The organism is Pedomonas mirosovicensis (assembly GCF_022569295.1).
In the GTDB taxonomy this organism is placed as follows: Bacteria; Pseudomonadota; Alphaproteobacteria; order Sphingomonadales; family Sphingomonadaceae; genus Pedomonas; species Pedomonas mirosovicensis.
Map to the genome: position 1 here is coordinate 192,543 of NZ_JAKFIA010000001.1, position 19,903 is coordinate 212,445.

A 19,903-nucleotide genomic window follows, 5' to 3' on the forward strand; every position below is an offset into this window, starting at 1 on the left:
ATTCGCATGATTATAGTTGGCGTGCTCTTTTTCTCATTCAGTTCTTATCAATCCATTTGATGGAATTATTGATGGACCCCGGCGCGCCCGACAGCTCCCTGATCTTGCCGCTGCGCTTCCAGATCGGCGAACGCACGCTGGCAACGGTTCGACGCCGCCTGCTCTCACGCAGCCAGGATCTGGAAAGCCTGCTCGATGCGGCGGACGTGACCCTGCCGCCGCTGCCGCCGCACGCGGATGGCCTGCTGCTGCGCTCCGTCGCCTCCGACCAGCTTGGGACCATCGAGGCGCGGGCGGACGACCTGCTGCTATACGTGCGCCAGCGCTACCCCCGCCATTACGCGCGGCTGGAGGGCAGCTTCGAGGAGTATCTAGCGGGCTTTTCGCCCAAGTCCCGCTCGACGCTGAAGCGCAAGGTGCGCCGGTTCGAGCAGCTCTCCGGCGGGCGGCTCGACGTGCGGGAATACCGCACCCCCGTCCAGATGGAGACGTTTCACGCGCTGGCCCGCTTGGTTTCGAAAAAACCTACCAGGAACGGCTGCTGGGCAGCGGCCTGCCGGACGGCGAGGCCTTCCGCGCCGAGATGCTGGCCAGCGCGGCAGAGGACAATGAGCGCGGCTACCTGCTGTTCCTGGCCGGGGAGCCGGTGAGCTATCTCTACGCGCCCGTGCGGCAGGGCTGCGTGATCTATTCCCACCTCGGGTATGACCCGGCGCTGGCCGCCCACTCGCCGGGCACCGTCTTGCAACTGGAGGCGATGGCGCGCCTGTTCGCCGAGCGGCGCCACCGCTTCTTCGATTTCACCGAAGGCGACGGCCAGCACAAGCGGCTGTTCGCCACCGGCTGCGTGGACTGCGCCGACGTGCTGCTGCTGCGCCCGAGCCTTTCAAACCGCGTCCTGATCGCAACACACCGCAATTTCCACCTTGGCGTCGAGGCACTGGGAAACGTAGCCGAGCGTTGGGGCGTGAAGGCGCGGCTGAAGAAGTGGCTGCGCGGGACCCCAACGCTTGAGGCAACCAATGGCGGAGCTGCGACTGCCGGCGCGTCTGAAACAGAACGAGCGCCTGCGCGCCGCCCTGAAGCCGGGCGGCCTGCGCGGAACCACGGCCTGGCTGATGAAGCGCGTAATGCCGATCGAGATTTATGACGTTTTCCTGGCCTCGGCCGGCGACCTGCGAACCGCGCAGGCGGCAGGCGGCCATAGCAGCGCCGGCATTGACGCCAGCCCGGAGGCCCGGTTCACGGCCCTTCGCACCCTGGCGGATTGCGATGCCTGCGGCGAGGCGCTGGTGAGCCGGCTCTCCCGCCAGAGCGGCCATAATGTGCGCCGGATCATCCGCGCCGGCGGCCGGGTCTATGCCCTGGTGGATGGCGATGCGGTGCTGACCCAACTCACCGTGGACCTACGCGCTCCGGTGGCGGTTGAAACGCCCGTTCCGCTTTTCATCAAGCTGCCGCCGGCCGCGGGCTTCCTCAGCTATCTCTACACCTATCCCGCCTGGCGGGGGCGCGGCCTGGCGCAGCGGCTGATCCGCCACGTGGTGCGCGGCCTCAGCGAGGAAGGCACATCGCATTTCGTCTCCCATGTCAGCGCCACCAACATCAGTTCCCAGAACGCATTTCTTGCCAGCGGCTGGCGGCGCGCCGGCCTCCTGGTGACCGACCGGCGACGGCGAATCCTCTACCAGGGCGGGCTCAACCGGCACGGCATTGCCATCGACCCTGCGTAGGTGCGTGCGCGTACTCCCTGAAGGACCGGAGCGAGAGAAATACCCAGCAATGCAGGACTGGACGCATGTTGCCGACACGGGGCCGGACGACCGGCAATTCCTGAGGCCCGCCTGGTATCAGGCCTGGGAAGCCGCCTTCGGCGACGACCGCAACTGGCGCCCCCTGTTCGCTACATCGCCGTTGCGGACGGCGGAGATGCCGCCTGCGTGCTGCCGCTGGGCACCCAGCGGGTTGGCCCCTTTCCCTTCGCTTCCCTGTGCGGCGGCTACTTTCCCTCGCGCGGCATCCCCTACTGCGGCGCGCCGGACCGGCTGGCCCCGGCCTGCGAGGCGGCCCTGCGCGCCATGAAGGCCAAGGTGGGGCTACGCCTTGGCCCCGTGCCGCACGACGACGCCATGCTGACGGCGCTGCTGCCGGCGCTGGAACGTGGCGGCTGGCGGCTGCTGCGCCAAAGGGTGGGGGTGGAGTTCGTGCTGAAAAACCCCGGCGGCCTTGAGGCCTATCAGGCCGGGCTGAGCAGCAACCGCCGCAAGAAGGTGGACTATTACTGGCGCAAGCTGAACGAGGCCGGGAAGACCGAACTGCGCCATTTCAATGGAGCAGGCTGCGATTGGCCCAGCGTGTTTGCGGACATCCGGGCGGTGGAGGCCGCCTCGTGGGTGGCCCAAACCGGTGAGCCTCGCTTCCTTGGAGCGCGCAACGAGCGGTACTGGAACCAGCTGATGGACGATCCCTGGTTTAACCAGGCGGTCAACGTGTGGCTGATCGACCACTGCGGCACGCCGGTGAGCTTCGCGCTGACGCTCGATTCCGGCAGCACCCGCTATGTCATTGCCAACAGCTTCGACGAGCGGGTGGCGAAGTTCAGCACCGGCTCCAAAATCTATCAGCAGCTGATCTTCGATGCCTTCGGGCGCGGGCTGAGCCAAGTGAACATCGGCCTTGGCGATTCCGGCTACAAGTCGGGCTGGGGCGCGCGCCCGGCCTCAACCCTGATCGATGTCATCGCCTTCGCGCCGAGCCTTGGCGGCAGGACCGCCCTGCTGGCGGCACGGGCGCGGGAAGCCGCCGCGCAGATCCGCAAGCGGCGATCGCGCAGCCGGCGGAAATAGCGCGTCAGATCCGGCGCGCCTCCGCCCGCTGCCGGGCCCGCGCGCGCGCAGGCGTGGCCGGGGGAGGAGCGACCGGCCACGGCGGCGCGGGCCGGCGCGTCGCCCGCTCATAGCGGATCGAGGCCAGCAGCTGCGCGCCCATGCGGTGGGCCGTTCGCAGCAGGTTGGGCGACAGGCGTGCAGTGGGCCGCGCCTGCCCCAGAGTTGCCGGATCGACCTGGCTGTAGGTAAGCGCCCGCAGCCCGCTGGCGGGGTTGGCAACGAAGGCGCACAGGCGCTCGAACCGTTCCACCACCGTGCGGTTGGCGCGCTGCCGGTCGCGGCTCAGCAGTTCGAAACTGTGGGAGACCAGGGTGAAATAGCGCTGGCCTGAGGCTGCGGCATGGCGCAGCGCGGCCCGCATCTCCCACGCCGACAGGGCGCAAAGCTGGGCGGGACGCAGCCCGCCCGGCCGGTCGGCGATGCAGCTGATGGGAAACTCCACGACGCCGTGATGCAGAACCGGCTCCACGACGCTGAGCGGCAGGGACAGCCGGGGCCGATCCCCCAGATAACCTGGGTTGAAGCTGGTATCGTAGCGGATGCCCAGCCGGGCCAGGGCGCGCAGGGTGTTGTCGTCTGCCCCGTAGTTGCCGGCCCGGAAAGCCAGAGGCTCCGGCGCGCCGGCCGCCACCAGCAACTCCTTCGCCATGTTGAGGAGGACGAGCTGGTCCTCGTAGCTGAAGCTGCCGATATTGGCGGCGCGCCGCCCGCCCACCGGATCGAACGGCAGGTAAGGCAGCCATTCCGTGTGAATGTGCAGCTGGATCTCATGCCCGGCTTCCAGAATGGGGGCGAGGATGCGCTTGAGGAGATCAAGGCCGAACACCTGCGCCGGCATGGGGTCGACGAAGAACACCGCCTTCAGGCCATAGGCGTCGAGCCGGCAGATCTGGTGGGAAATGCCGAGGGTGCCGTCGCCACAGACGCCAAAGACCGACTCCAGCAGGTTGACCCTGGGGGTGAGGCCCTGCAGGTGCCGCCCCAGCGACAGCTCCGTATCGATGGTGATGAAGACGCCCGTCATAGGCTCTCCGCCATGGGATTCGGGAACGTGGGTTTCAGGGAGGAACCACCACGCAAGCGCCACCAAGCGACGGCCACCAATCGATGAATGACGTCTCGATGCTCGGAACGGGAAGAAAGCGATACGGGGAAAGAAAACCAGCGTGCGGCAGGGCCATCACCAGGGCCCTACGCTTTCATGATTATCCCATGAAAACCGGCCTGCCTGTCAACCAAGCTGGGGTCTAAGGTTCGCCGGTCTACCCAAGGCGAAAGCACGCCGCGCCCCACGCGAAGCGTGACCGCAGAAAAACCAGGCAGGCGCAGGAAGAAAGGAAAGGTGGCGCACCCGACACGATTCGAACGTGTGGCCTTTGCCTTCGGAGGGCGGCGACCGTGGGCTTTCCCGAACTTTCCCGACCTTTCCCCGCTTGTCCAAGCCCTTCTATTCTTTGGAAAAACAGGGCATGGAGCAGGCGCGAGAAAACTCCGGAAAACTCCGGAATATTCCGCCGCGTGATTCCTATATGATTCCTGTAACCTGAAAGGCCATTGAAAGGGGGCAGCATGGCAAGGCTCACAAAGCGGCTGATCGACACCCTTCAGCCGCGGGACAAGGATTACTTTGAGTGGGATGACGAACTGCCCGGCTTCGGGGTGCGTGTGTGGCCCACAGGCAAGAAGGTCTATGTGGCCCAGTATAGGGCTGGCACCCGCCTTCGGCGCATGAAGATCGGAGCGCATGGCCCCCTGACCGTCGAGGAGGCCCGCAAGGAGGCCCGAGTCATTCTGGGGCAGGTGGCTCGGGGTGAGGATCCGCAGGAGGACAAGCAGACCCGCCGCAAGTCTCTGACCGTCACCCAGCTTTGCGACGACTATCTGAAGGCTGCCGAGAAGGGGCTTGTCATGGGCAAGCGCCGGCAACCGAAGAAGGCATCCACGCTCTACAGCGACCGGGGCCGCATCGAGCGGCATATCAAACCCCTGCTGGGCAAGAAGCTGGTCCGCGATCTGACGCAAGCTGACATCAACCGCTTCATTCGGGACGTATCCGCCGGCAAGACGGCCACAGTCGTGACCACTGAGCGCAAGGGTGGCAAGGCGGTGGTGGAGGGAGGGGCAGGCACGGCGGCGCGCACAGCCGGGCTGCTGGGCGGCATCCTCTCCTTCGCAGTGGCGGAAGGCATTATCCCCTTCAACCCGGCAACCGGAGTGAAGCGCCCGGCCGATAACCGACGGCAGCGGCGACTGAGTGTCGATGAGTACCGGGCGCTGGGCAAGGCGCTGGCAGCGGCGTCGGCAGACCGGGAGACGGAACAGGGGCTTTATGCCATCTGGCTGCTGGCCCTCACCGGATGCCGCCTGGGCGAGATTCAGAACCTCAAGTGGGCGGAGGTGGACAAGGAAGGCGGCTGCTTCCGGCTGGAAGACTCCAAGGAGGGGGCATCGGTCCGCCCGGTGGGCCGGGCTGCCTTTGATGTGATCGAGCAGATCGCCCCGGAGGACGGCAACCCGTTTGTGCTGACCGCCATCAGGGGCGAGGGAGCCTTCAGGGGCATGGCTCGCGCCTGGAGGCGTGTGATGGACCGGGCCAAGCTGGAGGGGGTGACGCCCCACACGCTGCGCCACTCCCTTGCCAGTGTGGCGGCGGACCTCGGCTTCACGGAAAGCGTTGTGGCGGCGTTGCTTGGGCATTCAGCCGGATCCGTGACCTCGCGTTATGTCCATCACCTCGACAGCGTGCTGATCGCGGCGGCCGACAAGGTGGCCCGGACCATCCACAGCATGATGACTAAGGCCGAAGGAAAGGTGGTCCCTCTTCCGCGCCGGGCGCAGGGAGGCTGAAAATGCCTCACGCGAACATCTATTTTTCCGGGGAACATGGGGAACACGGGGAACACCGCCTTTAACTGGCTGATCTATATACGGATTTTCTGTTCCCTATATATGATAGAGGTTAGGGAACACTAGGGAACAAAGAAAAGGCCGGGCAACCGTCAGGAGATGCGTGTTCGCCCCCCATCCAGCTGGTGTCGGAATTGCCGACGGCAGGCCTTGGGTTTTCGCCAGAGCCGGCGGAAACCGCGCCCAAGATCTATGCGTGACGCGGCGTGACAATGCGTGACCTGCCGTCCACAGTATGGACGGCATCAGCCGACCCTCTCCATTGTGGAGGGTCAAGCTGTGCCAGGCTAAGTTAAGCTTAGGGGCACGGCCCCATCAAGGCCTTCACCTTTACCCTCACCAATGGGTGGCTTTGGTGAGCCTCAGGCAAACAAAAAGGGTGTCCATATTGTGGACACCCTTGGCGAACCTGTGCATTTTTTGCACGCGTTGACCTGGCTTATGGGGCTGGCCCTTGCCTCACCCCCTATCGCCAAGGCCACGACGATCACCCCCGGCGGCCCGAAAGCCATTCGACGGCCAGCCAGCCCTTTTCCGTGATCTTGAAGGTACGCCCGTGCAGAGACGGTTTGCCTTCAACAGCAAGCCCCTTTTCTATCAGCGCATCCATGCTCTTTTGGCCGACGCCCACCGCCTTCGCCAGCGGCTCAAAGTCGATCCCGACCCGAGAGAAGGCGCGCAGCGCCCGCTTTTCGGCCCCGGTGAGGTCGCGCCAGTCTGATCTATCGAATGTGATTGCTTCGCTCATGCCTACCTACCTCTTCTGCTGAGCAGCGCCAGCCTAACACTTCGAAAAGCACGAACGGAAGCGGCGCTGGCGTAGGCATTGGAGGCTTGTGCCGTGCGATGACGAAGCGAGACGGGCCCGGGAACCAAGGCGTCAACCGAAAGTTGACTCTGGAACCAAGTTTGATAAAGTGTCGACAAGTTGGTTTGAGAGGTGGAACCGCTACCCACACACTTCACTGGCTTCGGCAAGTGGAGTAGAGGCTTCGAGCCAAGAGATCGCGCTTTGCAACGCGCTCAAACCATTCAAGGGAGAGCCTAGGCTCTCCCTTTTTATTACAGGATGCGATGAAGGCGTCTAGCCGCCCTTCGCTTATCTACCGTGACCTGGTTGATGGTATAGGCAGACTTCACACTATACCCGCCCTCTTTGTTCCGCTCGAAGCCGATAGCCACCAGACCGTAGGGGTTCGGTGCCTCTTCAGGCAACCGACGCACAACATAGAAGTTGTCGGCGTGTTTGGGATCCTGCCCGACGTACAAAGGCCCGGTCACGATGTCCGCGATTGCGGCTATGATGTGCGGGTAATCGTCGGGGTGGTCTTCGGCGATGTGTCTGTGACAGGCGGGGCTGACCGAAACCACGCCGGGCTCCAGTTCGGTGCCCAGCGCGCCATTGATCTTGTCTACGGGTAGCGGCCCAACAATGATTGCCGGGTACTTGCGCTTCGCTGCTGCGGGACGGCGAGGCGCAACCGGGCGAGGACTGCTCATTTTTGCTCGCGCTTGCTCGCCTCAAGGCCGAGGTCGATCAGGCGGCGGATAGCTTCGGATTCAGTTTTGATCCTGTTCTCGAAGCGATAGCCCTCAATCTCCCGCACTTTCTCGTGCGACAGAGAAACAAGTTTTCGAGTCGTGGTCTCGCGGTTGATAGCCATGTAGGTGATATAACCGACAATGGTGTTGACGGCAAGTGTTGTGAGTGATATCACCGTTGCGAACCAAGGGGAGGTTGCCGCCTCCCCTCGGCTCTAACCACCAACCGTCTTACCAGGAGACGATCATGGCTGAGCCATGCCTTAACACATCACGCCGGGAAGTTCTCGGCATTCTGGCAGCATCCTCTTTGATCGCTGCGCCCGCCGCACTGGCGCAAACAACTGACCGATCGGCCTGGAGGGCGGCGGTGGCCGAATACGAAGCGGCAGAGGCCGAGCTTGAGGCTGCAATTGCTCGCAACGATGCAGCAATCGAGGCCTATCTTGACGATCTTCCGCCTACACCGCCGCTTCAGATGAACAAGATTGTGCAGTTCCCCAATGGCTCCCAACGCACCCTGCCTGTAGCTTTTGGCAGCGAGAATGAACTGCGCGGACCCTGCCTGTATGAATGGACCCTTCTGGGGGTTGCTTACGCCGAGGCACGGAGGGATCTGATTCCTTTGTGGGATGAGTGGCACCGGCAAGCGACAGCAATCAAAGCGAGACGCAACTGCGAAGAGATTGAGGTGGCTTGTGGAGCGGCAGAGGATCGGCACAGCGCAGCCCGCCGCCGCCTGTTGGAAACGCCTGCGCCCGATCTTCAGGCGGCCATCTACAAGCTACGCCTGCTGTGGGGCGATGATGGCGAGGGCTGTCCGGTCAACGAGGACAAGCGCCTTGTCGTTGAAGACCTGAACCGTCTTGCAGCAGAGGCCGAGTGGGCCGGAGGGAGGGCGTGATGGACATTCAGACAACCTCTGCGAATCGGCGGGCCGTGCTGGGCCTGCTGGCCGCCTCGTCCATTATGGCACTGCCTGCCGCGGCGCTTCCTGCTGCGGTTCATGACAACCCGGATGCCCGACTGCTGGCGGCGTTTGACACATACTGCGTGGCTTTTCGTGAACTGCGCGACGCGCCGATTACCAATACTGATCGGGACAACGACCAGTTTTACGCCCGCATGGATGCGGCCAGTGACGCCATGTTGCGCGAGCCAGCTTACACGCCCGCAGGCATTGCGGCAAAGCTGTGGGTTGGCGTGCATCACACTTGGCATGAGCCGATGATTGACGCAGCCATTCTCGGCGAGCGCGAATTGACTGCGGATGACATCGATGCGCTCGACTACTACCAGAAATTGATCTGGTCAGCCCTGACCGACGCGCGGCGGCTTGCCAAGGCAACGCATTGAGGGGGCTGCACCGGGCGGGGATGTCAATTCAACTGACACCCCTGCCTGTAATTCGGCAGTCACCGAAAAACGGCGTCGGCTCAGGCGGCATCCTTAGCCGAATACCCCCCCTTAAAACCCCCGTCGGAACCCCCGTCCAATGGGCGTTCTTCGGCCAGTAGGAGCAGGCAAGTGGATCAGGGCTACGGCTGGCTTGCAAAAAAAGCGCGGTGCATACAACGCTCTATTGACACGCCAACAAGCGTGGGAGATAACACGCTTATGACCGATACGATCCGAATCCCTGAATTCCGTCACGCCAGCTTCCTCCCTATGGAGGTTGAGGCGATCACCAACATTAAGCCCGCGACCATTCGCGATTGGCGGCGGCGCGGATTCATCCCGCCTCGCGAAGGCCAGGGCTGGCAGCGCTTCACTCTGTTTGAGGTGGCCGAGTTACTAATTCTTCGGACCCTGTCCGATCAAGGAGTTGGCCCCCAGCGGGTTGGAGCTTGGCTGTCAGCAATGGCATCGCACGTCACCCAGCACGCGATGGCCAATGAGGCCGCTTGGGAAACCATCGAAGGATACCAAGCTTGGTGTGAAGACATTGCTGATCGAGAAAGCCGGCCGCTTGCATTCACGACCAAACGGTTCGGCATCATCCTGCCCGCGCCGGGCGGCATCCATGCGGTCGATGATCTGAATAGCTTTTATCAGCAACTGAGCCCAGAGGCTTCTGCCGTCACTATCGTTCTCGACCTGATGGCACTTGGCAATAATCTGCGAAGCCGCGCCCAGAAGCCCATCGCTACGGTTGAATGGTGGGAAGGCCAAGAAATTTGAGATTTCCCCGCCCCCTGCTCCGAGAGGCTGACGCGGCGCAGCCAACAACGAAAAGCTTTCCTCCCTGGGGGCGGCCCGCTCGAAAGAGCGGGGCATATCAAGGGTCAAGGAAGGCAACGCCGCAACAATTCATGGGGGAACCGGAACATGACGAGCAACACGGGGCACGCATCGGGATAACCGGCAGCCCACTGCTCCTTTAGCAGGAGACCAAACATGGGTGAGATCACCAAGCCCGCTTCGGCGGGAACGGCCGCACTTTGCCTGCCGCCAGCCCTTCGCAAGCCGCGCCTCCGCCGCTGGGAGGCCTCGGAGTATCTGCGCCTGGTGCATGGCATCGAGGTAGCCCCCGCAACCCTGAGCAAGTGGGCGTCGGTGGGCGGCGGCCCAAGGTACAGCCGGATCAATCGCACCCCCCTCTACCCGGTTGAAGAACTGGACCGCTGGGTGGCGTCCAAGATTTCCGCCCCGGTCAGCAGCACTTCGGAGGAGTGAGCATGAGCCTTGAAGCCGTGGCCCCGAAATTGACCAAGCTGCTGCCCCTGCTCGGCACCAATCACGACGGCGAGGCGCTGGCGGCGGTGCGTGCCATCGAGCGCACGCTGAAAAGCGCCGGCCTGGACTTCCACGATCTGGCCTCATCCTTGGAAGCCATTGCCGCACTTAGCCGCGATCCTCAAACGTGGGAGGAAGTGGCTATCTGGTGCCGGGACAACGACCACGGCCGCCTTGCGCCGCGGGAGAGGGAGTTCGTCACAAGCGTGGCCGCCCACCTTGTTTGTGGCCGCCAGCCGACCGAAGCACAGGAAGCATGGCTCCGCGCCATCTATGTCCGGATGCGGCGGGAGGCGACACACTGATGGATTACGCCCGCATCAACGCTGCGGCTCTAGCCGTGCTGCCGTCTCTGGTGGCGCGCTGGCTGCCGGATGGCCGGTGCGTCGGCAATGAATGGACCGCCCGCAACCCAAGGCGCGCTGACCGCACCCCCGGCAGCTTCCGGGTGAACATGCGAACAGGAAAGTGGGCGGATTTTGCAACCGGAGACAGGGGCGGCGATCCGATCAGCCTGGCCGCTTATCTGGCCGGTGTGAGCCAGGCCGAGGCCGCCCGCTCCCTTGCCTCCATGCTAGGTGTATGAATATGAACATGTTTTCTCCTCTGACGCCAGAGGAAATCGCATCTTTGCAGGGAGCCTCCGCCCGGAGCGATAATCGGCGGCCAATCCTGCCGGTGCCGGATGATGCCCCCGAGGTGAAGTTCCGCCACCCGGAGTTCGGCATTCCCACCAAGAGGTGGTCCTACCACAATGCCGAAGGGCAGCTCCTCTTCTACATCGCCCGCTTCGACTACCAGAACGTAGAGGGTGTTCCGTCGAAGGTGTATCTGCCCCTCACCTTCTGCGACCTCGGCAACGGCCGACGGCAGTGGCGCGCCAAGGGCATCGAGGGCCAGCGCCCCCTTTATCGGCTGCACGAAATCTTGGCCCGCCCTGACGCGCCCGTGATCGTCACGGAGGGGGAGAAGGCGGCGGACGCGGCGACGGTTCTCTTTCCTGAGATGATTGCAACAACCCCGCCCAACGGTGCCCAATCCCCTCACAGGGCCGACTGGACGCCACTGGCCGGGCGGCAGGTCATCATTGCGACGGACAACGACGAACCCGGCACCCGGTTTGGCGACAACGTGGCCTCGCTGCTGCGTGAGGCTGGCGCTGCCGAAATCCTGCATCTTGCGCCGCATCAACTGGCGGACTGGATCTGGCGCAACGGTGAAAGGTTGCCCCGAGGCGCTGATATTCCCAAGGGCTGGGATCTGGCCGACGCCCTAGAAGAGGGCTGGACCGCCGAGGCGGTAGCGGAGGCGCAGGCCAGCCACCCCCACTTCTTCTCGCCCTACCCTTATGATGATGAAGAAGACACTGCTGAAGCCTCGTCCGGTTGGCGCTGGCCGTTTCGCCTGACCGAACTTGGCGTCGAGAAGCGCATCGAGAAAGTGGACAAGGAGACCGGACAAACCACCGTCGAGTGGCGCTGGTTCTGTTCGTCCCTCGAAGTGGTGGCTGACACCCGCAACGACGATGGCGAGGACTGGGGGCGGCTGCTCAGGGTCACGGATCGCGACGCACGAAGCAAGGAGTGGGCAATGCCCATGTCCATGTTGGCAGGCGACGGCAGCGCATACCGGGAGCGGCTGCTCAGCCTCGGCCTCATTCTCGCGCCGGGCCGCTTCGCACGCGAGGCTCTGCACGAGATGATTTCAACTGCCCGCCCCACCGAGAAGGCGCGGTGTGTCAGCCACCTTGGCTGGAGCAGCCAGGCCTTTGTGCTGCCCCGTCAAACCATAACCCTCGGCAATGATGGCGAGCGGGTGCTGTATCAGAGTGATGCCTATGCAACCGATCCTTACCGGGTGGGCGGCACGCTGGATGGCTGGCAGAGCAGCGTTGCGGCGTTGGCGGTCGGAAACTCCCGCCTCGTCTTCGCGATCAGCGCAGCCTTGGCCGGCCCGCTTTTGAAACTCGTAGAGACGGAATCGGGCGGCTTCCACTTCCGGGGCGGGTCATCCATTGGCAAGACCACGGCGCTGCAAGTGGCTGGCTCCGTCTGGGGTGGCAGGGATTTCATCCGCTCATGGCGGGCCACCTCGAACGGCCTTGAGTCCATTGCGGCGATGCACTGCGACACCGTGCTTCTGCTGGACGAGATGGGCCAGTGCGATAGCCGGGAGGTTGGACAGAGTGCCTACATGCTGGCCAACGGCCAGGGGAAAACCCGCGCCGGCCGGAATGGAGAGGCACGCCGGGCGCTGCGGTGGCGCACACTGTTCCTTTCAACCGGGGAAATCAGCCTGGCTGACAAGATGGCGGAGGACGGGCGCGGCGGCCGCGCTGCTGCCGGTCAGGAAGTCCGTGTCACCGACATTCCGGCCGATGCCGGCGCGGGCCTTGGCATCTTCGAGAATCTGCATGGCTTCCCGTCTGCCGACGAGCTCGCCCGCCATCTGAAGGCAGCGGTCAGCGAACACTTCGGGCATGCCTCCCTTACCTTTCTGCACGCCCTGGTGCGAGGCCGCGATGAAATTCCAGGCGAGGTGAAGAACATCCAGCAGCAATTCATTGAGGCGCATTGCCCTCCCTTTGCGGATGGACAGGTGCGGCGGGTGCTGGCCCGCTTTGGCCTTGTCGCGGCAGCCGGCGAGCTTGCCATCCAATTCGGCATTGTCGGTTGGCAGCCACTTGAGGCCGCCCATGCGGCAGCAAAGTGCTTCTCCGACTGGCTGGAGGCGCGAGGCGGGGCCGAACCCGCAGAAGAGCGGGAGGCGCTGGCGGCGGTGCGGCGCTTCATCGAGTTGCACGGATCCTCCCGGTTCGAGCCGATGGGGGAATTGGCTCCCAAGGATGGCTTCGGCAACCCGATTGAAACCCGTATTGTGGATCGCGCCGGTTTTCGCCGTCGGGATAAGGCTGGGGGCACCGAATATATCGTGCTGCCAGAGGTGTGGCGGTCGGAAATCTGCAAGGGCTTTGACCCGTCGCTTGTGGCACGCACGCTGCTGAAGCACGGCATCCTGAAGGCTGGCGAGCAAGGCAAGCCCCAGCGGAACGTGCGATTGCCGATGTCGTCAAAAACATACCGCTGCTACGTCATCGCTTCCCACATCCTTGGCGACAGCCAAGGGGAGGAAGAGCATGATTGACCTGAGCGGAGCTGCTGCGCTCGCCCGGCGGCTGGGCCTGACCCCGCTGACGCCTGCGCCGCAGGGCGTAGGCATAGGTGACGCAGACCTACTGGACGATTACGAGGAGCGAGCCGCCATCATGGAATTTGACGGCGGCCTTCCGCGCCAGGAAGCGGAGGCTCGCGCATGGCAGGAAGTGTTCGGCTCCGAGCAATACGGACAGAGTGACCAAGAATAATCGGGAATGTTCTGGAATACTCCGGAAAATCTAAGGCGGCCTTCGTGGCCGTTTTTCCTTTAGATCGCAACGATAATGGCAAATCTAGTTCACAGCAACTGCTTGTGAACGGAAATGATTGATCGCCTCAAGAAGCTTCTTAGACTGGAAGAGAAGGGAACACTGGCCAATCCCTCTTCCGAACTTCTCGCCTTGTTCGGAAGCAGTCCAGCGGCCTCTGGTGTTGCAGTAACACCGGAGACGGCCATGCGCTGCCCAGCGGTCTATGCGGCCGTGAAGGTCATCTCCGAATCCGTCGCCCAGTTGCCCCTGCACCTGTTCCAGCGCCTTCCCGGCGGCGGCAAGGAGCGGGCGAGCAACCACCCGCTTGAAGAACTGCTGAGCGGCCAGGCCAACGACTGGACTTCGGCTTTCGAGTTCAAGCTGTACCTGCAAACGGCCCTCTGCCTGCACGGCAACGCCTACGCCTATATCAACCGCGTCGATGGACAGATTGCCGAGCTGATTCCCCTGCCTTCTCCGTGCGTCACTGTGGAGATCGACACGGCGACGCTCGAACCCTTCTACCGCGTGACGGCAGCAGACGGCAGCCAGCGCGTCTATGACCGCGCCGAGATCTTCCACCTGCGGACCCTCGGCACCGCTCCGCATGTTGGCCTGTCTCCCATCATGCAGGCCAAGGAAGCGATCGGGCTGGCCCTTGTCATGGAGGAGTACGGAGCGCGGCTGTTCGGCTCCGGTGCGCGGCCTAGCGGCGTGTTCAAATATGCCAAGACCCTGGGTCCGGAGGCGCTTCGCCGCCTCAAGGACAGTTTCAACGCCGCTCACTCCGGTGGAGCCAATGCGGGCAAGACGCTGATCCTCGAAGATGGGATGGACTTCCAGGCGCTCCAGTTCAACTCCGTGGATCTTCAGTTTCTGGAAATGCGCCGGCACCAGTTGGCGGAGATTGCCCGCGTCTTTCGCATCCCGCTCCATCTGCTTCAGGAACTGGAGCGCACGACTCACAACAATGCCGAACACATGGGCCAGCAGTTCCTGTCCCTGACTCTGCTGCCGTGGCTCAAGTGCTGGGAAGGGGCAATCCGTCGCTCTCTCCTGACGCAAGATGAGCGAGCACAGTACTACGCAGAGTTCCTGACCGACGATCTTGCCCGTGCCGATCTGGCCGCCCGGTTCGATGCCTATGCGAAGGCCGTCACCAACGGCCTGCTTTCCCCGAACGAAGTACGCGCCGCTGAGAACCGCCCGCCCTACGCTGGCGGCGATCAGTTCCGCCTGCCGATGAACACCGAAGACGCCCGCAAGCCGGAGGCCCGCGATGGATCGCTTTGACCTTGAAGTGAAGCTGTCCACCAGCGAGGCCGGGGTTTTGACCGGCTATGCCTCCTTGTTCAACGATGAGCCGGACAGCTACGGCGACGTGATCGCTAAGGGCGCGTTCGCCCGAAGCCTCGCCCAGCACAAGGCGGCGGGAACCGTGCCCCTGATGCTGTGGCATCATGATCTGGCCGAACCCATCGGCATCTGGCTGGACGTGCGGGAGGACAGCGCGGGCCTTGTCGTGACTGGCCGCCTGATCCTTGAAACCCGCCGGGGGCAGGAAGCCTATGCCCTGCTGAAGGCCGGGGCGCTGAATGGCCTTTCCATTGGCTACCGCACGCGGGCGTCTGACCCCCGCCCTGGCGGCGGCCGAATCCTGAAAGACGTGGACCTCTACGAAATCTCGTTGGTGACGATCCCTGCCGCGACACGGGCACGGATCACCAGCGTGAAGAATGCCGCGATGGGCGCGGCGCATGAACGGAGAAACAGCATGGATCGCAATGAACAGAACCCCGCGCCCGAAGCGGGCGACACCGATATTGAAGAGCGCGTCACCGCCATTGAAGAAAGCGTGGCCGGTATCGACACCCGCCTGAAGGCGGTGGAGGCCAGCATCACGGATGTTGCCAAATCCGCTTCGCGCATCGAGCAGAAGCTGAACCGCCCCGGCGGCATCGCCCCCGAAGTGAAGTCGGCACCGGCCGAACTTGAGGGCAAGGCCTTCGGTTCGTTCCTGCGCCGCGGCCTCGAGCGCATGGACCCGCTGGAAGCCAAGGCGCTGACCGTCTCTGCCGACACCGCCGGAGGCTATCTAGTCCCTGACCAATTCCAGCGCGAGCTTATCAAGAACCTGGTGCTGTTCAGCCCCATGCGGCAACTCGCCCGGATCAGCCAGGCTTCGAGCAGCTCGATTCTGCTCCCCAAGCGCACCGGCACGCTCACCGCCAAGTGGGAAGGCGAGACAGATGACCGTGACAGCACCCAGCCCAGCTACGGTCAGCAGACCCTGACCGTCTATGAGCTGGGCTGCTATGTGGACATCTCCAACCAGTTGCTGGAAGACAGCGCCTTCAACATGGAGGCTGAGCTTTCCTCGGACTTTGCCGAAGAGTTCGGCCGGGCCGAGGGCGCGGCATTCATCAACGGCACCGGCGCCGGGCAGCCGAGCGGCCTCCTCAACACGGCTGGCATTACTGCCCTTGAGGCGGCAGCGGCCAACGCGATCACGGCTGATGAGCTGATTGACCTGTTCCATGCCTTGCCGGGCTTCTACGCGGCCAACGGAACGTGGATTATGAACCGCAGCACCATCGGCGTGGTTCGCAAGCTGAAGAACGCATCCGGCGATTACCTGTGGCGGGACTCCCTTGCCGAAGGCAATCCCCCGACCATCCTTGGCCGCCCGGTTGTCGAGATGCCTGACATGCCGGACCTTGGCGCAGGCACGGTTCCCGTTGCTTTCGGCGACTTCCGGCAGGGCTTCCGCATCTTTGACCGCGTGTCCCTGTCCGTGCTGCGGGATCCCTACTCAATCCAGACGAAGGGCCAGGTGCGCTTCCATGCCCGCCGCCGCGTGGCCGGTGGCGTGGTGAAGGCGGAAGCCATCAAGTTCCTTCGCATGGCGGCTGCCTGATCGGCTGGGCGCGGGTCTTGGCCCGCGCCCTGACCCACCTGAAGCAAAGGATACCCTCGACATTACCGAGGGTATCGCCTCTGAAGCACAGAGTTCTGAGAGGATGACGCGATGCCTTGGGCACCACCCAAGCACTGCCCGAGGGGGCACCCACCCTACACCGGCAACCGTTGCCCTCAATGCAAGGCCATGACCGAGGCTTTGCGTCCTTCCGCGCGGGCACGCGGCTATGACCGGAAGTGGCAGCGGGAAAGCAAGGCGTGGCTCGCCCTGCCTCGCAACCGCCTGTGCATCTGTGGGTGCGGCCAGGTGGCTGACGTTGTGGATCACAGGATACCCCACAAGGGAGACATGGGCCTCTTCTGGGACCGAGCCAACTGGCAGCCCATGAACCGCCGGTGCCACAGCCGCAAGACGGCCCAGCATGATGGCGGCTTCGGCCGGCCGGTCACAGAAGGAGGGGGCAGCTTCGAATTTTGAGCGAGTTGGCCAGGGACCGCCACCCAATCTTGCGCGCAATCTTTCGGAAATTGGGAGTTTTCTAAAATGAAGGGCAGGAAGCCGAAGCTCACCGTCATCGATGGCGGGACCGTGCGCGGCAAATGCCCGTCCGCACCAGCCTGGCTGACGCCGCAGGCCAAGGCTGAATGGAAGCGGGCTGCCCCGGAACTGCACGGCCGAAATCTGCTGTCCTCGGACACGCTGGCAACGCTGGAAAGCTACTGCGTAGCCGTCGGCGTGGTGCGTGAATGCGAGGAGATCATGGGCCGCGATGGGCGGCTGATCGATACCGAAGACGGCCCCAAACCCCATCCAGCCTTCAAAATGCAGAGCGCCGCCATGCGGGAAGCCCGCCTGCTTGCGGCTGAACTCGGCCTCACCCCGCACCGCCGCGGCTCGAAAGGAAAGGACGAAGGACGCAAAAATGACGACTGGGCCGATCTTCTCGCCTGATCCAGCACTCTATCCTGACCCGACAGGCCGAGCAGACCGGATTTGCCGTTTCGTCCGACGCCTGCGCCTGTGGGAAGGAGACTTTGCCGGTCGCCCCTTCCACCTGCACAGTTTTCAGGAGGCCGTGATCCGCCGCATCTATGGTCCGTCCAACGAAGACGGGAGCCGCAAGGTACGGTTGGCTTGCATCTGGATTCCTCGCGGCAACGCCAAGACAACCTTGGCCAGTGCGCTCGCCCTCGCCCATTTCATGGGGCCGGAGGCGGAGGCTGGCGGACAGGTCGTCATGGCCGCCGCTGACCGCGAAAACGCCAGCATCGCCTTCAACTCCTCCCACCAGTTTGTTCTGCAGGACGATACCCTGTCCAGCCTGGTCCGCCCGGTTGAGAGCCGGAAGACGCTTATCCATCCTCGCACCAAAAGCACGCTGAAGGCCATCTCGTCGGAAGCCTACTCGAAACACGGCCTGAACGTGTCCTTCTTCCTGGCCGATGAAATCCATGCCTGGCCCTTGGGAGAGGGCCGCAAGCTGTTCAAGACCGTCACCGACTCTATGGTGAAGCGGTCAAACCCGCTCACGGTTGTCATTTCCACCGCAGGCGAGGGGCAAGGCGGTCTTGCGTGGGATCTGTGGCAGTACTCCCAGAAGGTGGCCTCTGGCGAAGTGGAGGACCCAAGCTTCGCCCCGATCATCTTTGCCGCTGACCCGGCGGCCGACTGGCGAGATGAAGCCGCCTGGCACGCTGCCAACCCTGCCATCGAGGCCGGTTTCTGTTCGCTTGAGGAACTGCGGATCAAGGCCCGCAGGATCGAACATTTCCCGGCTGAGATTGCCGACTTCCGCCGCTTCCACCTCAACCAGTGGCAGGAGGGTGCGGCAAACCCCTGGCTGGCGCTGGATGTGTATGACACAGCCGAGGCAATGACGCCGATCGACCAGCTCATGGGGCGGCCGTGCTGGATCGGTGTGGACCTGTCCAGCGTCGAGGATCTGACGGCGGTTGTAGCCGTGTTTCCGGACGGCGATGGCGAGGCCCGGCGGTATGACGTGCTGCCCATGTTCTTTCTGCCAGAGGCGGGCATCGCCAAGAAGGGAGAGCGCGACCAGGCCGACTATCTGCGCTGGGCAGAAGAAGGACATCTCACCCTCACGCCCGGCAACGTCGTGGATCACTCCGCCATCGTGGATCACATCACCGCCCTCGGCGAACGGTATGCTGTTCAGGAAATCGCCATTGATCGCTGGAACTCCACGGCTGTCAGCACAGCCCTTCAGGCAGAGGGGTTTACGATCAACCAGTTCGGCCAAGGCTTTGCCAGCATGGCCGCCCCTGTGAAGGAACTGAAGCGGGCAATCCTCAGCGGTCACTTTCGCCACGGCGGGAACCCGCTCTTGCGGATGTGCTTCGCCAACGTGGTGGCTGACAAGGATGCGGCTGAAAACGAGAAGTTCACCAAGGACCGAGCGCGGGGACGCATTGACGGCGCGGTGGCAGCAGCAATGGCTATCGGGCGAGTGCTGGCCAATGAATCGGCCCCCTCGCCCTACGAGCAGCGCGAAGAAGGCTTCCTGTTCATCTGATTCGCCCGGCTGTTCCCTGCGTTCCCCTCACATTGCGGGGCGGGGGAACAGCCCAGATCGAAGCATTAGTTCTGTAAAATCAGACGCTTGCGCGTCTTGTTCCCCATGTTCCCCGCGTTCCATGCGAAAAACATCAAGGTTGAACTGGGAGATAATGGCGGCGGAGGCGCACAATCAGGGCGGAAATCCTTGGCGGTTCGCCCGGCAGGCATTTGCTCTCGCCTGCTTCCTATATGATTCCTGCGCCGATCCAAGCGGGGCAGTTGTTCGCTCTAAGTCCTTGAAAAAGGTGGCGCACCCGACACGATTCGAACGTGTGGCCTTTGCCTTCGGAGGGCAACGCTCTATCCAGCTGAGCTACGGGTGCATCGCCTAAGCGAACGGCCCTTCCGTTATCAGAAGAAGGGCCCTTCGGCCAAGCAGAAATTTGCGCCTGCCGCCACTTGGGCGGCCGGCAGAGCCCGTTTGGCGGGCGAACCTGCTAGCGGCTTTCGCCCTCGGGCTTGGCCGCATCGCCCTTCTCACCCTTCGGCGGCGGAGTGTAGGCCTCGAACTCGCCAAGGCCGCAGGTCGCGCCGGGCATCCGCGCCGTGGTGTTGAGCACGGTGATGGTGTCGATGCTGCACAGGCGGCTGATGGTGGTCTTGTGGCTGAACGCCTTCTCGAATCCGAGCTGCGGGCACTTGTAGGGCAGACGGTTGCGCCAGATCTTACCGCCCTTCATGTGGAAGAGGATGGTCTGGTCATCCAGCACCTCGGTGCGGTCGATGCGGATGAGGTCAATGCAGTCCACCGTCTGGGGACCGCCTGCCTGCTTTGCCGCGGTTTGGGCGGCCGGCGCATTCGCGCTTTGCGCCCCCGTGTTGCCGGCAGAGGCGGCGCAGCCGCCCACCAGCGCCAGTGGAACGGCCAGCAGAAAACCAAGATACGGCTTTGCCATGTGAACTCCCCTTACGCGAACATTCCTGTCC

At 63.5% G+C, this 19,903-nt stretch carries 23 protein-coding genes and 1 tRNA gene; 18 read left to right on the forward strand and 6 right to left on the reverse strand.

Annotated elements, in window-relative coordinates; all coding sequences use genetic code 11:
- The first annotated feature begins 71 nt into the window (after positions 1-71).
- The 4 genes from L0C21_RS00885 (at position 72) to L0C21_RS00900 (ending at position 2,846) form a co-directional block, all read left to right on the forward strand.
- Positions 72-650: a GNAT family N-acetyltransferase gene (locus L0C21_RS00885; RefSeq protein WP_259278884.1), complete on the forward strand. Its 579-nt coding sequence runs from the start codon at positions 72-74 to the stop codon at positions 648-650.
- The gene (locus L0C21_RS00890; protein ID WP_259278774.1) at positions 554-1,150 is read left to right on the forward strand and encodes a GNAT family N-acetyltransferase; all 597 of its coding nucleotides are present in this window, start codon (positions 554-556) and stop codon (positions 1,148-1,150) included. Before L0C21_RS00885 ends, L0C21_RS00890 begins: the two co-directional genes overlap by 97 nt.
- Positions 1,032-1,733 carry a GNAT family N-acetyltransferase gene (locus L0C21_RS00895; protein ID WP_259278775.1) on the forward strand — a complete coding sequence of 234 codons (702 nt, stop codon included), beginning with the start codon at positions 1,032-1,034 and terminating at the stop codon, positions 1,731-1,733. Before L0C21_RS00890 ends, L0C21_RS00895 begins: the two co-directional genes overlap by 119 nt.
- 207 nt (positions 1,734-1,940) lie before the next feature.
- Positions 1,941-2,846 carry a GNAT family N-acetyltransferase gene (locus L0C21_RS00900; protein ID WP_259276584.1) on the forward strand — a complete coding sequence of 302 codons (906 nt, stop codon included), beginning with the start codon at positions 1,941-1,943 and terminating at the stop codon, positions 2,844-2,846.
- A 4-nt stretch (positions 2,847-2,850) separates the two neighbouring features.
- Here L0C21_RS00900 and L0C21_RS00905 read toward each other — a convergent pair whose 3' ends face one another.
- Positions 2,851-3,912, reverse strand: coding sequence for a polysaccharide deacetylase family protein (locus tag L0C21_RS00905; RefSeq protein WP_259276585.1), 1,062 nt, complete (start codon positions 3,910-3,912; stop codon positions 2,851-2,853).
- Between the two features lie 545 nt (positions 3,913-4,457).
- Here L0C21_RS00905 and L0C21_RS00910 point away from each other — a divergent pair.
- A complete protein-coding gene (locus L0C21_RS00910; protein ID WP_259276586.1) occupies positions 4,458-5,735 on the forward strand; it encodes a tyrosine-type recombinase/integrase in 1,278 nt (425 codons plus the stop codon).
- Positions 5,736-6,282: 547 nt separating this feature from the next.
- On the opposite strand, the gene L0C21_RS00915 is transcribed toward L0C21_RS00910, so the two are convergent.
- From L0C21_RS00915 to L0C21_RS00925, 3 genes are all read right to left on the reverse strand, one after another.
- Positions 6,283-6,543, reverse strand: a complete 261-nt coding sequence (locus L0C21_RS00915; RefSeq protein WP_259276587.1) for a hypothetical protein — start codon at positions 6,541-6,543, stop codon at positions 6,283-6,285.
- A gap of 314 nt (positions 6,544-6,857) precedes the next feature.
- A complete protein-coding gene (locus L0C21_RS00920; protein ID WP_259276588.1) occupies positions 6,858-7,295 on the reverse strand; it encodes a PBECR3 domain-containing polyvalent protein in 438 nt (145 codons plus the stop codon).
- Positions 7,292-7,513: a hypothetical protein gene (locus tag L0C21_RS00925; protein WP_259276589.1), complete on the reverse strand. Its 222-nt coding sequence runs from the start codon at positions 7,511-7,513 to the stop codon at positions 7,292-7,294. Before L0C21_RS00925 ends, L0C21_RS00920 begins: the two co-directional genes overlap by 4 nt.
- Positions 7,514-7,584: 71 nt before the next feature.
- Between L0C21_RS00925 and L0C21_RS00930 the strand changes: the two genes are divergently transcribed.
- From L0C21_RS00930 to L0C21_RS00990, 13 genes are all read left to right on the forward strand, one after another.
- On the forward strand, positions 7,585-8,241 hold the full coding sequence (locus tag L0C21_RS00930; RefSeq protein WP_259276590.1) for a hypothetical protein: 657 nt from the start codon (positions 7,585-7,587) through the stop codon (positions 8,239-8,241).
- The gene (locus tag L0C21_RS00935) at positions 8,241-8,693 is read left to right on the forward strand and encodes a hypothetical protein (RefSeq protein WP_259276591.1); all 453 of its coding nucleotides are present in this window, start codon (positions 8,241-8,243) and stop codon (positions 8,691-8,693) included. The genes L0C21_RS00930 and L0C21_RS00935 overlap by 1 nt, the downstream gene beginning before the upstream one ends.
- A 261-nt stretch (positions 8,694-8,954) precedes the next feature.
- Positions 8,955-9,518, forward strand: a complete 564-nt coding sequence (locus L0C21_RS00940) for a MerR family transcriptional regulator (RefSeq protein ID WP_259276592.1) — start codon at positions 8,955-8,957, stop codon at positions 9,516-9,518.
- 216 nt (positions 9,519-9,734) lie between these two features.
- Positions 9,735-10,013, forward strand: a complete 279-nt coding sequence (locus L0C21_RS00945) for a hypothetical protein (protein ID WP_259276593.1) — start codon at positions 9,735-9,737, stop codon at positions 10,011-10,013.
- Between the two features lie 2 nt (positions 10,014-10,015).
- Entirely contained in the window at positions 10,016-10,378 is a 363-nt protein-coding gene (locus L0C21_RS00950; RefSeq protein ID WP_259276594.1) for a hypothetical protein, read from the forward strand.
- A complete protein-coding gene (locus tag L0C21_RS00955) occupies positions 10,378-10,659 on the forward strand; it encodes a hypothetical protein (protein WP_259276595.1) in 282 nt (93 codons plus the stop codon). Before L0C21_RS00950 ends, L0C21_RS00955 begins: the two co-directional genes overlap by 1 nt.
- Before the next feature lie 8 nt (positions 10,660-10,667).
- A complete protein-coding gene (locus tag L0C21_RS00960) occupies positions 10,668-13,217 on the forward strand; it encodes a DUF927 domain-containing protein (protein WP_259276596.1) in 2,550 nt (849 codons plus the stop codon).
- Complete coding sequence (locus L0C21_RS00965; protein WP_259276597.1) at positions 13,210-13,437, forward strand: hypothetical protein; 228 nt, start codon at positions 13,210-13,212, stop codon at positions 13,435-13,437. The genes L0C21_RS00960 and L0C21_RS00965 overlap by 8 nt, the downstream gene beginning before the upstream one ends.
- A 114-nt stretch (positions 13,438-13,551) precedes the next feature.
- The gene (locus L0C21_RS00970) at positions 13,552-14,772 is read left to right on the forward strand and encodes a phage portal protein (protein WP_259276598.1); all 1,221 of its coding nucleotides are present in this window, start codon (positions 13,552-13,554) and stop codon (positions 14,770-14,772) included.
- Positions 14,759-16,396 (forward strand): phage major capsid protein, encoded by a 1,638-nt coding sequence (locus L0C21_RS00975; protein WP_259276599.1) that lies wholly within the window; start codon positions 14,759-14,761, stop codon positions 16,394-16,396. The genes L0C21_RS00970 and L0C21_RS00975 overlap by 14 nt, the downstream gene beginning before the upstream one ends.
- A gap of 189 nt (positions 16,397-16,585) precedes the next feature.
- Positions 16,586-16,876, forward strand: a complete 291-nt coding sequence (locus tag L0C21_RS00980; RefSeq protein WP_259276600.1) for an HNH endonuclease signature motif containing protein — start codon at positions 16,586-16,588, stop codon at positions 16,874-16,876.
- Positions 16,877-16,942: 66 nt separating this feature from the next.
- Positions 16,943-17,350 carry a phage terminase small subunit P27 family gene (locus L0C21_RS00985; RefSeq protein WP_259276601.1) on the forward strand — a complete coding sequence of 136 codons (408 nt, stop codon included), beginning with the start codon at positions 16,943-16,945 and terminating at the stop codon, positions 17,348-17,350.
- Complete coding sequence (locus L0C21_RS00990) at positions 17,322-18,932, forward strand: terminase large subunit (RefSeq protein WP_259276602.1); 1,611 nt, start codon at positions 17,322-17,324, stop codon at positions 18,930-18,932. Before L0C21_RS00985 ends, L0C21_RS00990 begins: the two co-directional genes overlap by 29 nt.
- A 290-nt stretch (positions 18,933-19,222) precedes the next feature.
- Here L0C21_RS00990 and L0C21_RS00995 read toward each other — a convergent pair.
- Both L0C21_RS00995 and L0C21_RS01000 read right to left on the reverse strand, forming a co-directional pair.
- A tRNA-Arg gene (locus L0C21_RS00995) sits at positions 19,223-19,299 on the reverse strand.
- Between the two features lie 114 nt (positions 19,300-19,413).
- A complete protein-coding gene (locus L0C21_RS01000; RefSeq protein WP_259276603.1) occupies positions 19,414-19,872 on the reverse strand; it encodes a DUF6491 family protein in 459 nt (152 codons plus the stop codon).
- Positions 19,873-19,903 lie beyond the last annotated feature (31 nt).

Coding starts and splice junctions, on each gene's coding strand:
- L0C21_RS00885 (WP_259278884.1), top strand. CDS start 72: ATGGACCCCGGCGCGCCCGACAGCTCCCTGATCTTGCCGCTGCGCTTC.
- L0C21_RS00905 (WP_259276585.1), bottom strand. CDS start 3,912: ATGACGGGCGTCTTCATCACCATCGATACGGAGCTGTCGCTGGGGCGG.
- L0C21_RS00910 (WP_259276586.1), top strand. CDS start 4,458: ATGGCAAGGCTCACAAAGCGGCTGATCGACACCCTTCAGCCGCGGGAC.
- L0C21_RS00915 (WP_259276587.1), bottom strand. CDS start 6,543: ATGAGCGAAGCAATCACATTCGATAGATCAGACTGGCGCGACCTCACC.
- L0C21_RS00920 (WP_259276588.1), bottom strand. CDS start 7,295: ATGAGCAGTCCTCGCCCGGTTGCGCCTCGCCGTCCCGCAGCAGCGAAG.
- L0C21_RS00930 (WP_259276590.1), top strand. CDS start 7,585: ATGGCTGAGCCATGCCTTAACACATCACGCCGGGAAGTTCTCGGCATT.
- L0C21_RS00935 (WP_259276591.1), top strand. CDS start 8,241: ATGGACATTCAGACAACCTCTGCGAATCGGCGGGCCGTGCTGGGCCTG.
- L0C21_RS00940 (WP_259276592.1), top strand. CDS start 8,955: ATGACCGATACGATCCGAATCCCTGAATTCCGTCACGCCAGCTTCCTC.
- L0C21_RS00945 (WP_259276593.1), top strand. CDS start 9,735: ATGGGTGAGATCACCAAGCCCGCTTCGGCGGGAACGGCCGCACTTTGC.
- L0C21_RS00950 (WP_259276594.1), top strand. CDS start 10,016: ATGAGCCTTGAAGCCGTGGCCCCGAAATTGACCAAGCTGCTGCCCCTG.
- L0C21_RS00955 (WP_259276595.1), top strand. CDS start 10,378: ATGGATTACGCCCGCATCAACGCTGCGGCTCTAGCCGTGCTGCCGTCT.
- L0C21_RS00960 (WP_259276596.1), top strand. CDS start 10,668: ATGTTTTCTCCTCTGACGCCAGAGGAAATCGCATCTTTGCAGGGAGCC.
- L0C21_RS00965 (WP_259276597.1), top strand. CDS start 13,210: ATGATTGACCTGAGCGGAGCTGCTGCGCTCGCCCGGCGGCTGGGCCTG.
- L0C21_RS00970 (WP_259276598.1), top strand. CDS start 13,552: ATGATTGATCGCCTCAAGAAGCTTCTTAGACTGGAAGAGAAGGGAACA.
- L0C21_RS00975 (WP_259276599.1), top strand. CDS start 14,759: ATGGATCGCTTTGACCTTGAAGTGAAGCTGTCCACCAGCGAGGCCGGG.
- L0C21_RS00980 (WP_259276600.1), top strand. CDS start 16,586: ATGACCGAGGCTTTGCGTCCTTCCGCGCGGGCACGCGGCTATGACCGG.
- L0C21_RS00985 (WP_259276601.1), top strand. CDS start 16,943: ATGAAGGGCAGGAAGCCGAAGCTCACCGTCATCGATGGCGGGACCGTG.
- L0C21_RS00990 (WP_259276602.1), top strand. CDS start 17,322: ATGACGACTGGGCCGATCTTCTCGCCTGATCCAGCACTCTATCCTGAC.
- L0C21_RS01000 (WP_259276603.1), bottom strand. CDS start 19,872: ATGGCAAAGCCGTATCTTGGTTTTCTGCTGGCCGTTCCACTGGCGCTG.